The sequence below is a fragment of the Nostoc piscinale CENA21 genome (assembly GCF_001298445.1).
Lineage (GTDB): Bacteria > Cyanobacteriota > Cyanobacteriia > Cyanobacteriales > Nostocaceae > Nostoc_B > Nostoc_B piscinale_A.
Genome location: NZ_CP012036.1, coordinates 2,088,777 through 2,102,968 on the forward strand (window position 1 = coordinate 2,088,777; position 14,192 = coordinate 2,102,968).

The window sequence follows — 14,192 nt, forward strand, 5'->3', positions numbered from 1 at the left end:
CAACAATCTTAAATCATTCTTAATAAAAAATGACCAATAAATTTGCATCTGATTGCAAATGTACTCTTACCTTCAAGGAGATATATTTGTTGAGTTGACTGCTATTAAATTTCCGATATTTCTGATAAGAATAGAAAAAGATCCAAAAATCAGTTGAGCAAAGACCGACAATGCTTTGCTGTAAGTGCAAAAAATCATTTTTCATCACTTAGCATCATCAGGGGTTGCGCTTAGAGGAGTCATTAATAGCAGACAGGGACTCTCCCATGAATATAAATCCGGGTGAATCAACCGTTGAGTTGAAACAACAATTGCATTCTCAAATTCTCTTTGACCCAGAATTAGCGAAACACAGTGGTAGTGAACAGTTTTTACTGAGCATTTATAATTCTGTGCAGACATCTATATTTATCGTGGATGTGCTAGATGATGGAGATTTTCGCTACGTAGCCTTAAACCCCACCCATGAACGATGGATTGGCATTAGTTCTGAGAATCTGAAGGGAAAAAAACCAGAAGATATTCTCTCGCCTGATGATGCGGCAAATGTGCGTCAGCATTATGCTGACTGCGTGCGGTTTGGTAAAACCATTTCCTACGAACAATGCTTGCAATTTCAAGGAGTGGCGACTTGGTGGAGTACCACATTAACACCATTGCGAGATACAAACTTTCGCATTTATCGACTGATTGGCACAAGTAGTAATATCACTCCCGTGAAGCAGGTAGCCCAAGCAAAAGAAATTCAAACAGCGCAAGAACAACTCCTAGAAGCGATCGCCCAATGGATTCGAGAATCGTTAGACTTAGATACATTGCTGCATCAACTTGTCAAAGAAGTGCGGCATTGTTTGGGGTGCGATCGCATTTTAGTTTATGCCATGCAGCCTGATGAGACTGGCGTAGTCATTGCGGAATCGACAGTCACCGCCAATTCTTGTTTAGGGCAGAAATTCCCCGATCCTAGTTTGATTGGCAAATATCAAGAACGCAGTGGACGCGGTTGCATTCAAATTATTGAAGATATTTACACAGATGGATTACATCCTGACCAAATTAATTTACTGGAATCTTGGCCAGTCAGGGCAAATTTAGTTGTCCCCATTTGGTCACAACAAAAGCTTTGGGGGTTAATCACCGCCCAGCATTGTCATCAACCCCATCAATGGCAAGAAATCGAAATTGACTTACTCAAACAACTAGCCACCCAAATTGGCATAGCCGTCCACCAAGCCAAATTGCAAGAACAAGTACAGCATTTGCAAACCCAGCTAGAACTGCAAAAACAGCAAGCAAATAACTTTCAAACATTAGTGTGTCGCATTACCGAACAAATCCGCGACCATCAATCTGCAACCCAGGTAATGCAAACAGCCACTCAAGAACTAACTCAGTTATTCCAACTCCAGTCTTGTTACCTTGAAACTTACAATGCTGGTGGTAGTGAAACAACTGTTATCTATGAATACAGCACTAGCACCCCAGAATCTCAAGGATTAACCCGCCAAATTGCCGACTTGCCAGAAGTTTATCAACCATTGTTAGCCAAACAACATTGGCAATCTTTAGAAATCATTCCGGGATGGCACCCACAACTCAGGGTTATGACTCAGTTAGCTTGCCCAATTTTTGATAACCAAGGCATTTTGGGTAACTTATGGCTGCATCGACCAAGCCAAGAAATGTTTGATGAATTTGAAATCAGTTTAGTGCAGCAGGTAGCAAATGAATGTGCGATCGCCCTTCGCCAAGCCAAAACAGCATCCACCACTCAAGCCCAAATGCAAACATTAGAACAGCAAGAACGCCGCAAAAACGAATTCTTGCGAACCCTCTCCCACGAACTACGCACACCTATAACCAGCATTAGCCTTGCCGCCCAAACCCTCGAAAGTGTCCTCACCCCAGAAGGCATCTTAGATATCGAACTTGTCCCCCAACTATTGCAGATTTTGCAAAACGAATGTGGGCGAGAAAGTAAGTTAATCAACGATTTGATGCAGCTTTCTTATCTCGAAGCCGAACCAAATATAGCCACATTGATTACTATTGACTTACAAACATGGCTACCACCCATTGTTGAGTCATTTCGAGACATTTCCCATTGCCAAAAACAAAAACTATACCTCAATATTAATCATCAACTCCCACCCCTAGAAACAGACATCACCGATTTAGAACGCATAGTCACCGAACTTTTAAGCTATGCTTGCAAATACACCCCATCAGGCGAAGTCATCACCGTTTCGGCTGATTTGACAGTTGATGCAGTGCAACTCAAGATTCACAACTCCGGCTTAGAAATTCCCGCCAGTGAAATACCCCGAATTTTTGAACCGTTCCATCGCCTAATGAAAAATGACCCCTGGACGTATAGCGGTACAGGCTTAGAAATGGCTTTAGTGCAGAAAATGGTCAAGCATTTAGGCGGGTCAATTAATGTAGAGAGCGTAAATCACCAAACCACCTTCATCATTACATTGCCCAGATGAACTAGAATTTAGCAGTCAGAATGAGCCACTGACTTCTAAATTCTGTTAGATCAACTACGCTGTAACCCGCTTCCTGATTAACTTTACCTTGGCATCACACCACAAAAGCTGCTATAATCATTATGCAGTGGGGGTGACTAGCTCAACGGTAGAGCAGTAGACTCTTAATCTATTGGTTGCGGGTTCAAATCCCTCGTCACCCACTGCTTTGAGAATTTTCGATACTTGCGTTTGACTAAAACGTGACTAAATCAAGAGAATATCCCGCCTCAAAACCCTTGCTTTTAAGTCGTCTTGTTTATTTTAATTCCCAGTTTCTCCGGTTCTTGAGCGACCATCCCCCGAAACCTCCGCAGTTCATCCCAAGCCCTGGTGCTGATGTCGAGTGTCTTGCTGTGCTGATTGGCGTGGTAGTGAGTATTTTTGTAGCCAATATATCGGGCGATCGCGCTTAATATAACCTCTCGCTCATCGGCTGAGTTGCCGTGTAACAAGCTATCTCCAGCGTCTAAGCGCCGAGCGTAATCCATGATTTGTGCTTCAAGTGCGATCGGGATTCTGACGGTTTTAGTTTTGCCGTGCTTCCAACTGCTACTTATCTCCCAAGTGGTTGTTCTGCGTCCGCCGTGTTCAGACATAAAAACCCTACATTGCCGTGTAACAAGCATATTGTAGGGTATTCATGAGTGCTTTATCGCTAAACTTCTGACTAGAGTGAATCCCCAGAGAGTTACTCACTGCGATCGCGTTCTTGCTCTTCTCCAGGAACAATATTTGTTAACTGGTTCCCGTTGACTCTAAAATCCCAGGTTTCGCCGTTAACACCTTGAGGATGAATGTAGAACAACCAACCGCCATCTCGATGTTCTGCCCTCAGTGAAAAATCAATAGCTTTACCTTGGTGAAGGTTAAAATACTGCTCTAATGTGTGTTGAGTCATATATGTTAGAGAAAATTCAGGAATTTTTAAAATACTGGGAGTCTTTACCCTCAACGTTTATAACCTATTACGATGACTTGTATGGTTATCCTTGGGGACGACTACAGTTAGCAGGGATGTTGTGTTTAGGCTTTGCGTTTTACTTTGGTCTGATTAACCTAATTTTTCAGTTACCCTGAATCCCCAGAGGGTATCACTGGTCATTGCGGATTCTAAAATTCTGGTGCTTTTGCAAGAATCCCTGAAGATCCTTAATTTCAAATTTCAACTCTTTAAAGTAGTCCTCAGCCCTCTCGGCTTTATGGTCGATTCTTTCTTTGTTACCGTTAATAGCCAAAAGGGTCGCATCCTTGTAGTTGACATAATCCTGTAAGTGGATTTCAAACCTTTTCTCAATCGTGAAAATTTTCTCACTTAAAAGTTTGGTTTGATCCAACGCCTGAGAGTGAGAGTTTAAATCTTCTCTCAAATCTCGAACCTGATTAGTAATCGAATTAAATTTAGAAACGACTTTAACGGCTGTGCCTACCAACATCACAACGCTTACAGTTATCCCTAGAAAAATACTAGTTGATTCTAAAGTGACGTTCATGCCCTGCGGCTGAGGTGCGGCAGGATTAACTGCTATTACTAGTTTCATCGGGATTATTTATTAGTGGAATCTCTGGCGAGTTTATTTGAGCGTAAATAGCCTCAGCAATAGTTGAGAAGTTTAATAATAATTCTGAAGTAGTGGTGAATTTAATCATTCCTCCCGACTCATTATTAATAGTTGTGCCTTCTAGTGTCACCCAATCAATTCGCCAAAATATTTCTAAAACAAGTGTGTTTAAATCGCCTTCTGTAATGTCGCCTTGAATGCGCCAGATTCGGGGGATTTTTTGTATTTCTATGGTTTGAATTGTCATGGCTTTTTATAGAGCGAAAACCAACTACCAGAATCAATCGTAAAAGTAGCCCCATTATTTGTAGCTGTTGTAGTACGAATATCTATTGTGTCGTTGGCTGCAAGATTAAATAGAGTTACGGAGCCATGAACGGCTAAAGTAAAAGCGCCAGAGGTGGGCTGTATTGTGGTTCTGGCTATATCTTTAAAAAAAGAGCCGTTCTTATAAACAGAAAGTCTTAGCCTAGTTGTAGCCGTCCCATCTGTTGTGAAAGTTCCAGAAATGTAAGTTTCTAAACAGTAATCACCAGCGTATTCAGAAGGGATAACAGAATTACCAGTAGATATATTATGAATGTTTTGATTGTCTACTTCTTCTGAATTGAAAACAATTTTATTTACAGCACTAGTGCTAAGGCTTGAGGTGCTACTGGTTCTAATCGCTGATGCTTTTGGTAAATTATCAGCTACTAAATTACCGCCGACATGGAGATTTTTAGCAATACCAACGCCACCATCAAATCGAGTGCCTGTTGTTGTGTTTGTCGCTTGGGTGGTATCAGTAAATCTTTTTAATCCTCCAATCGATTCATCACCTGATAAATGTGCCATTAAATCATAAAGTTGAACAATGGCATTTTGTACAGTATTTGCGGTAATGTTAGTAGTTGGATTAAAAGTTATTTGGCTGGCATAGGTGCTAGGCGGAATAGTTAAAGGCATTTTTTAGGTCAATTCTCTTACTAGAGCATTCCCATTTGCAGCACTCCAAATACCACTAATTACACCAGTGTAATTAAATGGCATTTCAAAATATCCGCCAGCAGCAATTGGAACTGCCGCTTCTGAGGTAGTAGCAGCCGAATCAAAGTCAATATACAAAGTGGCTGTTGAGTTATTCCAAATAGTTAACCCTTTTCTATTGGAATTGGCGGCGGCGATGGTTTGACTATTTGTAGAAGCGGCAACGGTTGAAGGAGTAGAAGTGCTACTAGTTGATTCAACTACAGTAACGCTTGCTGGATTGTATAAAGCCATTAATTCAACACACTCCACAAAAGAAAGCTTGCAATTATTAGCAGATATAGCTGAAACCTTGCCGACATAGAGATTGGTTTGATTAATTTCGTAGCTACCACCACGGGGTTTTAAAATGATGCCTTTACCAACAGTCCCTTTAGATTTATCACCTAATATCAAGGTGATATCGTAAAGTGAATTATTAACAAAGACCGCATATTGACGATTGCTATTCTCGTTTAAAACCTCATCTCCGACATTTTTGGTAAATGTTTTTTCCCCGTGGGTACAATTATTAAATCGGATAACCTCAACCGTATTGCTAGAGTTGTTGAGCATAATTAGTCAGTTGGATCATCAAGATTATCAATAAACAAAGCTGTATCCACCTTCACCCGCACAGTAAATTCATATTCTGGTGATTCAGGTGTGCCAGTAAGTTGCATAGAGGCGAACTGAATTGGTGCCAGGTTATCGTTGACTCTTTCTTCATTTACTTGGTCGGTCAACTCTGATAACGCTTGCATTAACTTGACAATACCCTTAACACAAGAGGTATCTAATGTTAGAGTCGAGCCTGATTCTGTAGCTAGACTCAAATTGAGTTTTACTTGATTATTCCCAACAAATTCAATTGCACCATTGGGCAATTTTTTCAGCCAATGCTGAATAGCTTAATGAAGTCATAGATTATCGATTTTGAATTCAATTGTTTCTAATTTGGCTCTCACAGCCTGAATTAATTCTTCTGTAGAGTCGGTTTCTGTTCCTACGTACTCCCAAACGCCAAGGGTGAGTTCTTCAATCCAGGGTAGTGCCTCAAATCGTAGGCGGAATGTATCTGAAATTTTGGGGAATTGAACAAGCTCAATGGCGTTGAGCTTGATCATCCTGCGGCTGTAGTCTACCTCAGTGCTGGGAACTGCCCCTAATCCATCAAAGATGATCGCGTCGTTGATTTGGATGCCGTCAATTTGCTGGTAAAAGTATCCTGCTCTCACCCAGCTTGGTTTGGCTTTGCTGGAGGTTGCTCCAACCAGGAATAGATGTTTATCCGTCAGGTAGGGCAGTTCAATCGGGTCAATAATTGGCGCTTTGATTCGGCGGTTATTTAAAATTGCCCGTGTGCTTTTGGTAATAAGTGAGTTCCCAAGCTCCGACGGCTTTTAAATCAACTTGTAATACCATCCCCTAGACCCCAATCGTCGGCTAGGTCGAACACGTCATAGCCTTGTTCATTCAGAAAATCTAGGAAGGTATCAGCTTGAATTTCACCTTTTAAAAACGAACTTGTCCACTTAGTACGAACCAGCATCAGGTCAATTTCCTCTTGTAAATCAACCTCTGTCTGTCCTGGATACCAAAGAACTGGAGTAGACAAGTTAGGCATTATACTCCACTAGCTGCGTAGGGATAATCTTCTGGTTCAAACCAGATCCGACCATATCCACCACCAACAGATCCTTTTTTGGCGGGCAATTATGCTAGTTACCTTGGTTTTCAAGTTTGTAGGAGTATCCGCCGTGATTGGTGCGGTGAAATTGTATTGAGTACCACCACCTCTAGTACCTGCACCGTAACGAACATAAGGACGATTACTGCCTTGAGCGCGAATGACTGCGGGAGAAGAGTCAGCGATCATTGCATGAATCGTGGCTGGCTTAAATCCTCTCGGCGCTGAGGGGTCTGTATCGGATTCGGCTAGACCTAATGCTGCGAGGTCTCCGAAGAAATTAAGCCCCCTTTTGTGATGCTTGAATTGTAAATGCTGCATCAGCTTCAGCTAATGGTGAAAGAACAGCATACTTAACAGCTACCTTGGGTTGTCTGCGCGTAGCTGCACCATCTTCTCTCAAAGGTGGATTATATGCTTCACGCGCCTTGGCGTATTGCAATTGTTTCTCTAGTTCTTTGGCGCTTTTACGTCTGCCCATATCAGTGTTTGGTTATGACTTGTATTTATCTACACTCCAGTCATAGCAGGGTTTGCGGGTCATGATTTCCAGGCGGATAACATTTGGTTGTCTGTTAAATTTTTTGGCACAATTTCCAAAATCTACACTTACGTCCGTTCAATAACGCTTCTCAGGCGAGTGCCGGAAACAGAAACTAAATTTACAGGGTTTTGTTGTCCCCAAATTAGTAATTGTGCAAAGCGAAATTTTACGTCTGCTGTTCGCCTGCGAACAAATTTTTTGACAGTACGCCCATAAACTCGATGTGTACCGGGAGTTGATGAATAAACTCGGTCGTTGTCAATGTATTGCAGATAATCACGGTCAAACGGGTGATTTTGAATAGAAAGTACAGCTTTGATGATTCGTTCCCCTTCAGCTTTACTTGTTACTAATAATTTCAATTCGTAACCGCGTTCTTTATCTGTGTAGGTACATTTGAATTTGCCTTTATTCCAAGTAAAAGGCGGAGTAGCAAAAACAGTTTTGATTTCTCTAGCTAATCTTTCGGCATCACTTCTAGTAATGGTTTCGCTAGATTCGTTCATCAATCTAAAAGTAATTTCGCCTTCTGATTGTGGCGTACCATCCCCATGTGTAGAGAAATTATAAGGTTCTAAAAAAATAAAGTTTTATTTGCGGTTTAAAAGTACGGTCAAATTGAAATTCTTGCCAAGGAATACCATAGACCGGGCGCTGTAATGATTGAGCATGACCGCAAGTAATTTCAAACAACCACATTCGCATTAAAAGTCATTGTTGCGGTGTCGTCGTCCTTCATGATGCAGGTATGTTTTAATCTACGTTTTGGTGTAGAAACATCCTCGTCTGGTTGATTTTTGAAGTAGGCTCGAACAGATTTATTGTGTTCAAGCCTGACTAAATCTTGCAAGTTCTCCCATTCGCTAAAACCTTCGGGTAAGGGCATTATTCGTCTGCCTCCTTGTCCTCATCTGTTATTGCTAATCCTGTAGCACTGACTAGTTTAGAAATATCAAATGCAGCCTTAACCTGTGTCGCTTCTGGTGACTCAGTTCCTTGCTTACTGCCGCTTTCCTCTCCTAAAGCTTTTGTGAATTGTTCTTTTTGTTTCGCCAATTTGGTTAATGTTTTCTTGAACGCTTAACACTTCACTGGCGACTGTATCAACTTGACTGACCACATTTTCAACATTCTCTAAGGTAGTAAAGAATTTATTTTGAAAGTTGGGAGTAGGGTTCATCCATCGATAAGCACGTTCTCCAACTTCCCCCCATTTTCTGAGAGCATTCCCTATAGATGCTACCCAACTACCAACTACTTCTAATGCGCTTAATATTGAATAACCAATTGATTGAACGGCATTTAAAATATTAGCAGCAGCTTGATAAATCCTATTCCACTTCTTCCACTCAGCTTTCATGCCTTGCCAAGTTTCAACGCCTATGAGTGCTTTGGCTAATTCATCAATAGCACCACCAAATACTGCATTAACGTCTATTGGATTGCCTTCTGCATCTTTTATTCCTATTGCTGCTAATACATTGGAGATTGCACTGAATAAAGTCTGTGCCAAGTTATTAGACAACATATAGGCATTATGTAGAGTCTGCCACCAAATCAAAATGTTTAAGATTCTGTCAAGTTTCAACCAATCGGCAACTTTATTAAGTTTGTCCCAGACTCTTGATAATAATCCGCCAAGTCCGCCATTGGGTAACTGTGGGCCAAGTTTGGCATTCATGACATCTAGCTTGGAATTTAAAGCAGCGATACCAGCTAAATCCAACCCGTTTAATAAAGCATTAAGTTGGTCTAATTTATTGTTATTTTGGTCAAGCTTGTTGTTGTTCTGATTTGCTTTATCTTCAATTCGATTTAATGGTTTCCCTAAACAAGATGTTGGCTGTGTTAATTCACAAACTGCGGCTTGTGTTTCTTCTTTACTCAATCCACCAGTACTAGGCGTAGTTGGTGTTTTGGGCTTGGTGGGGTCTTGGTTTTTTGGTGCAGGGCTATTTTTATCTGGTGTTGGGTTGGCTTTACCAATTGCTGGAATGAAAGGTATTGAAAAGGATGCAGTGCCTGTACTCCCCAGAGGCACCGGCTGTACATTGCCCTGCCCTTGTCCGGTTGGTGCTGATTGCCAGCCGGGGATACTGTTTGGTGAAGAACCTGGGGCATTGTTGGGAGTTGTTGCCGGAAGTTCGCCGCCTAAGTTTCCTGGTGATTGGGTGGGGTTGGGGTTCTGCCCTGGTGCTAGTCCGCCATGTGGCATCCAGCCAACTGCGTCACCTCTTGGTGTGCCACCTGGTGCTGTGCCTGGTGCGGCATAGTTTGATGGGCCGGGATTTGTGCCAGCACCAGGGTAAGCGCGGGGTGGGGCGTAGTCGCCATCGTTGGGAATTGTATAAGGTCTGTTTTCCGGTGGCGGTGCTGGTGTGAATGAGGGGATATTTCCGCCGATGTCTGGTTGCCCGTCTAGTCTTTCTACGTAGACGTTGCTTAAGGTTAGGATTTCGCTGCTTCCCAACGGCCCATCAAAAACGTAGTAAATACCAGGGGTTGGAGTTTCAAATTCGGTTGTGCCGTGACAGCCAATTTGGACGTAAGGTAAGCCATTCATCCTGACTAATTCAACCGATTCTACTGGCCCTAATACACTAGAAGTTCTGTTTTGGGTGTAAATATCACCTGGTATTGCACTGTAATGAACAATGTAAGGAACTGCTGATTGACCACCTGTAAATGGCGGCGGTGCTTGGAATGGCTGCGGGGCTACTGTCGCTGGAGGTGGGAAGGCGTGATTCCAAATTTGATCTGCGATCGCGCCACCAACGTAACCACCAATCATCCCACCAACAAACATTCCGACTGGCCCGAAGGCTGCACCAATAGCAGTCCCAGCAGCTGCACCTGCGAAGTTACCCACGGCACCAAAGGCAGCTTGACCAGCTGGCTGTCCACTAGCTAATCTCATTCCCAAATCTATTCCCGCACCAATGGCAGGGCCGGCAAACCGTCCGCTTCCGGCTGGCGTTGGATTACCTGGGGGTTTACTTCTGGGCGGTGCTATTGGTGGTACAGGTTCTGCAAAGGTTACTGGTGCTGGTGTAATTGTGGGTTCAAATGCAGACGAACCGCGTGTGCCAGCACTTGAATTTGGTGTCGGTGGTGGTTTGGCGCTGGATGGTCTCGGTGTTTGGGTTGGCGATTTTGTTGTGGGTGTGGGCTGTTCCCATGCTGGGTTACGATTTGTAATTCTGGGTTCAGAGGGTTCGGCGGTTGGGGGACGTTGCCTCAATAAGTCTCGTTGAGCTTGTTCCCGCTTGAATATCTCGGCTTCTCTGGCTTCCTGTGCGGCTTTTTGCTGGCGAAAGTATTCGCGCATTGCCGCTTGTTCTTCCAGAATTAAATTTTTCTCGCCAATGGTGTAAGCAGGTGTTGAACCCTCTGGTTTTGGCTTGAGTTGTAAAGGGATGTCTAGGGGAACTGAAGATTTTGGACGGGCGCTGATGCCGTCGTACAAGTCAGCATTCGCCCAGTCAAGAGAGCGATAAGGGACGGCAACATCACTCATGAATTAGTTACCAGTAAAAATTGTAGGAATTGCTGTGTTACTTAGTTCTTGTGCGTAAGTCCAAAGCTTTGAACCTCCAGCGAGATAATCTGGAGACATCTGAATAGAATGTCTGATTAATGCTCTGTATTTGTTGTCAGCTTGTACGTAAAAAATTCCGGCTTGGCTTACTCGTTCTGTATACCCTACACCCTCAATTGCGGTTAAAGAGGGGTTGACATTGGCGAGAGCTAAACCACACCAAACAGCTAATTTTTCTAAAGTGTCGATTTGGCTAGGAATTTGAGTGGCAATGTTAATAACTGACATAAAACTATCTCACCAATTTTGAGAGTTAATAAATCAGTTTTATTCAGTAACTAAAACTGTGTAAATCTTCCAGTTTTATGTAAAACACGCATATCTTCACGCAGGCTAAACCTTGCTGTACCTACGTTTCAGAACAAGTACAGCAATGGACACGATAATTTATACCGGATTAACCCTCCAGAGGTGTAAAACCGGAAGTTGCAACCATAAACAGAGTGACAATCACCCGTATCTGCACTGATTGTTAAGATTGTGTGAATTTTTAGTATTAGCCATTATCTTGATAGCGCGATCGCCCATTGAAGTTGTATCCAGTAGGGCGATCGCATTCTCTACAACTCTGGCTTCTTAAGTTGTTTGGACTTGGCATACATGAACAGCCCCGAACTAGACTCAAGTTGCCAGCCCTTCTGTTGGTCACGCCCAACAATTACACAAATCTCACCAGCGTAATCAACCAGATGTCCAATATTTAATGTCCAGTTTTCATCAGGCAGTAGGTAAAGTTCGGTGTACTTGGCGGGTGCAGTTCGCCCAGTTTTCAAGCTTTTAACTGTGGCTTTGCGTGATCTGTTGTTGATTTCAGCTATCTCAACTTTCTGATTGAACGGTAGCCACCACCAAACCTGACCAACTCCAATATTTTTCTTAGCTGGCGGGGGAGTTTCAACCGCGCGATCGCCAGTTGACTCATTAGCTGGTTGTGTCGGTTTGATATTGTGATCAAAAAAATCTTGAGTTTTTGTCAAAATCGCACTTTGACATGGATCACATGGATCAGCTAGGTGGGGAGAGGGTTCTAGCTGATCCATGTCTGATTTTGGACATGGATCAAGATGGATCTCCGGGATCAACATTTGCTCTGTATTATTTGGAACTTGTGGAAAACTTGATCCCTTAGATCCATGTCGATCCATGTCATGACAAAGACATGGATCAACTTGAGTGTCTTGTATAGACTGGCTTTCAGAGGTTGATCCATGTGATCCATCAAAAATCGCGTTTTGAGAAAAATCACAATTTTTATTTTCAGATTGTTCAATAGCCCAACCACGTCGCCAAACGCCATCAATCTTGGCTCGACTATGACCCCAACCCAGACGGCGCATAATATTAGAGATTCGTCTTGATTCGGCTCCGGTGCGATGAGCCACTTCAATATCCAGTAGACGGTAAAGACTTTCGGTTGATACGAATTTTAAATTGTTAGCAGTGATATGCGTTTCGATAACTTCCGACCACGGGTCAATATTGTGATAATCGCGGTTGAGTATCTCCCGCCGGGATTCTTCTTCATCAGTTAGCTTCCACTCAAAACCAGATTTGTACAGTGCATTGGCCGCAGCCCAGATTTTATCCTTGTCCCGCATTACTCGAACCACGTCGATTCGTTTCTTCACTGGCACAACCCAAAACCGTCTGTCACCTGTTGGGTCATTGAGAATCTCTTGCTCATTTGTAGTGCCAACAAATATGCAGGAACGCGGATAAGTTATGGGTACTCTGTCATAAGGCGCTCGAAAAACATCTTCTAATGCAGTAATGAAATTTTTGAGGGTTGCTACGTCCTTTTTCTTGTAAACGGTTTCAAATTCTGCCCACTCCAAACACCAGTAAAGGTGCATTTTCTGTCTTTCATCCTTGTCGCTGGCATCACCTAACTGGTCGCTGTACCAATCATCCCCAAACAGAACTCTGAAGAAGGTTGACTTATATAATCCCTGCTTTTGAGATGCCAACATAAAAACAGAGTCAACCTTCTCCCCTGGCTTCCTGGCACGGGCGACAGCTGCAACCAAAAACTTGATGAAATAAGTTGTGTGCATGGGGTCGGTAGTGCCAAAGTATTCCCCAGCCAGATTGTTTAAAAATGATGGGTTGATGTCTGGAAATTTTGCTTCTACTTCATCCAGGTAATCAACAACGGGAGAATAAGCGTTGGCTTTCGATATGGTGCGAACAATTGAGAGAACATCTGAAGTAGACATATCAACATCGAATTCGAGAGCCGCCGCTAATCGCACATCATCAGCAGGGAGTTCTGAGCCGTGTAGCTCAACTCTTTTCTTTAAGGTGTTGTAGCGCAGATTTTCACCCCATCGGTCATTAATTATCTGAAAGTTTCGGGCTACTTTGGATTTCCGCTTGTAAGGCTCATCCTCTGATTCCAGAGAATCAATGTGTTCCTTCCATTCCTCAAAGGTAAGCGCATCTTTAATCAACTGTTTGAAAGCTTCTTCACCATGCAAGGCGATGTAATCATCCATACCTTTAGCTTCACCTTCAGGCAACATGATCACCATGACCTTGCTACCTTTGGCGGCTAATTCTTTAGCCATACCCAATAGTGAATTCTGTACTTGTTTCTTTTTAAGTACGTCGTTATCAAAGGCTAAATAGAATGTTCTTCCTAGTACAGCAAAAAGTTCTAAAAGTGGATGTAATCTTCCTTTTTTTCGGCAAGTTGATACACCAGGAATACTGATGGTAGGAATACCAATTGATAACCCTGATGCTGCTTTTTTAGCACCCTCTGTAATGAGTACGTATTTAAGAATGTCATCAATTATTGATTTCCAATACCCAGCTAAACCATTGTTTAAAAACAGTGGTGCTGTATCAAAATCTTTTGCACCAAAATACTTTTGTGGTTTACCGTCTTTACCTAAAGGTGGGTTATCTGGTTTAACTTGAACGCCTTGTAGTGTCGGTTCATCTGTCAGGGGGTCTACACCAGCTACACACCATGCTGGTACTAAATCTTCTGAATGCTTCCAGCGTCTTTTATTGTTTCTATTTAGTATTTTGTCGATTTCGCTAGAATCTTCAATTGTGCGAAAGTTGAGATTTATTATTTCATCGGAAATAGCACTTGATTTCCATTCATCCCAGTGTCGCGATGCACATGAGTTGACACTCTGAAGAGTAGATGCAATCATTGTTCTACCCTCCGATTGATGCTATAATTGTTAGTAATTCAGAGCAATTAATTACTCTGAAAGAGAAACTAAACAAGTTTCTATTCATATTT

The 14,192-nt window shown here is 42.6% G+C and carries 17 protein-coding genes and 1 tRNA gene; 2 read left to right on the top strand and 16 right to left on the bottom strand.

The features are described 5' to 3' along the window. The first annotated feature begins 266 nt into the window (after positions 1 to 266). Positions 267 to 2,492: a GAF domain-containing protein gene (locus ACX27_RS09025; protein ID WP_062291140.1), complete on the top strand. Its 2,226-nt coding sequence runs from the start codon at positions 267 to 269 to the stop codon at positions 2,490 to 2,492. Positions 2,493 to 2,623: 131 nt separating this feature from the next. Then, a tRNA-Lys gene (locus tag ACX27_RS09030) sits at positions 2,624 to 2,695 on the top strand. An 81-nt stretch (positions 2,696 to 2,776) separates the two neighbouring features. Here ACX27_RS09030 and ACX27_RS09035 read toward each other — a convergent pair. The 16 genes from ACX27_RS09035 to ACX27_RS09105 all read right to left on the bottom strand — a co-directional run bounded on the left by ACX27_RS09035 (position 2,777) and on the right by ACX27_RS09105 (position 14,100). Next, on the bottom strand, positions 2,777 to 3,130 hold the full coding sequence (locus ACX27_RS09035) for a hypothetical protein (RefSeq protein WP_062291146.1): 354 nt from the start codon (positions 3,128 to 3,130) through the stop codon (positions 2,777 to 2,779). 92 nt (positions 3,131 to 3,222) lie between these two features. Continuing rightward, entirely contained in the window at positions 3,223 to 3,432 is a 210-nt protein-coding gene (locus ACX27_RS09040; RefSeq protein WP_062291149.1) for a hypothetical protein, read from the bottom strand. 193 nt (positions 3,433 to 3,625) lie between these two features. After that, the gene (locus ACX27_RS09045; protein WP_062291152.1) at positions 3,626 to 4,072 is read right to left on the bottom strand and encodes a hypothetical protein; all 447 of its coding nucleotides are present in this window, start codon (positions 4,070 to 4,072) and stop codon (positions 3,626 to 3,628) included. After that, positions 4,050 to 4,340, bottom strand: a complete 291-nt coding sequence (locus ACX27_RS09050) for a hypothetical protein (protein ID WP_062291155.1) — start codon at positions 4,338 to 4,340, stop codon at positions 4,050 to 4,052. The genes ACX27_RS09045 and ACX27_RS09050 overlap by 23 nt, the downstream gene beginning before the upstream one ends. Beyond that, positions 4,337 to 5,041, bottom strand: coding sequence for a hypothetical protein (locus ACX27_RS09055; RefSeq protein ID WP_062291159.1), 705 nt, complete (start codon positions 5,039 to 5,041; stop codon positions 4,337 to 4,339). Before ACX27_RS09055 ends, ACX27_RS09050 begins: the two co-directional genes overlap by 4 nt. Positions 5,042 to 5,044: 3 nt before the next feature. Beyond that, positions 5,045 to 5,677, bottom strand: coding sequence for a hypothetical protein (locus ACX27_RS33570; RefSeq protein ID WP_235526564.1), 633 nt, complete (start codon positions 5,675 to 5,677; stop codon positions 5,045 to 5,047). A gap of 2 nt (positions 5,678 to 5,679) precedes the next feature. Beyond that, positions 5,680 to 5,988 carry a hypothetical protein gene (locus ACX27_RS09065; RefSeq protein ID WP_062291162.1) on the bottom strand — a complete coding sequence of 103 codons (309 nt, stop codon included), beginning with the start codon at positions 5,986 to 5,988 and terminating at the stop codon, positions 5,680 to 5,682. Between the two features lie 33 nt (positions 5,989 to 6,021). Further along, positions 6,022 to 6,339: a hypothetical protein gene (locus ACX27_RS09070; RefSeq protein ID WP_062291165.1), complete on the bottom strand. Its 318-nt coding sequence runs from the start codon at positions 6,337 to 6,339 to the stop codon at positions 6,022 to 6,024. A gap of 170 nt (positions 6,340 to 6,509) precedes the next feature. Beyond that, the gene (locus tag ACX27_RS09075; protein WP_062291168.1) at positions 6,510 to 6,728 is read right to left on the bottom strand and encodes a hypothetical protein; all 219 of its coding nucleotides are present in this window, start codon (positions 6,726 to 6,728) and stop codon (positions 6,510 to 6,512) included. Positions 6,729 to 6,764: 36 nt separating this feature from the next. Then, positions 6,765 to 7,112, bottom strand: coding sequence for a hypothetical protein (locus ACX27_RS33575; RefSeq protein ID WP_235526565.1), 348 nt, complete (start codon positions 7,110 to 7,112; stop codon positions 6,765 to 6,767). Further along, positions 7,072 to 7,272, bottom strand: a complete 201-nt coding sequence (locus ACX27_RS09085) for a hypothetical protein (protein WP_062291173.1) — start codon at positions 7,270 to 7,272, stop codon at positions 7,072 to 7,074. Before ACX27_RS09085 ends, ACX27_RS33575 begins: the two co-directional genes overlap by 41 nt. 128 nt (positions 7,273 to 7,400) lie before the next feature. Further along, positions 7,401 to 7,841 carry a hypothetical protein gene (locus ACX27_RS33580; RefSeq protein ID WP_235526566.1) on the bottom strand — a complete coding sequence of 147 codons (441 nt, stop codon included), beginning with the start codon at positions 7,839 to 7,841 and terminating at the stop codon, positions 7,401 to 7,403. Between the two features lie 179 nt (positions 7,842 to 8,020). Then, positions 8,021 to 8,221, bottom strand: a complete 201-nt coding sequence (locus ACX27_RS33585) for a hypothetical protein (protein ID WP_235526567.1) — start codon at positions 8,219 to 8,221, stop codon at positions 8,021 to 8,023. 114 nt (positions 8,222 to 8,335) lie between these two features. After that, positions 8,336 to 10,852, bottom strand: coding sequence for a hypothetical protein (locus ACX27_RS09095; RefSeq protein WP_062291176.1), 2,517 nt, complete (start codon positions 10,850 to 10,852; stop codon positions 8,336 to 8,338). Positions 10,853 to 10,855: 3 nt separating this feature from the next. Next, positions 10,856 to 11,161, bottom strand: a complete 306-nt coding sequence (locus ACX27_RS09100; protein ID WP_062291179.1) for a hypothetical protein — start codon at positions 11,159 to 11,161, stop codon at positions 10,856 to 10,858. 332 nt (positions 11,162 to 11,493) lie between these two features. Beyond that, the gene (locus ACX27_RS09105; RefSeq protein WP_062291182.1) at positions 11,494 to 14,100 is read right to left on the bottom strand and encodes a VapE domain-containing protein; all 2,607 of its coding nucleotides are present in this window, start codon (positions 14,098 to 14,100) and stop codon (positions 11,494 to 11,496) included. Positions 14,101 to 14,192: the final 92 nt, after the last annotated feature.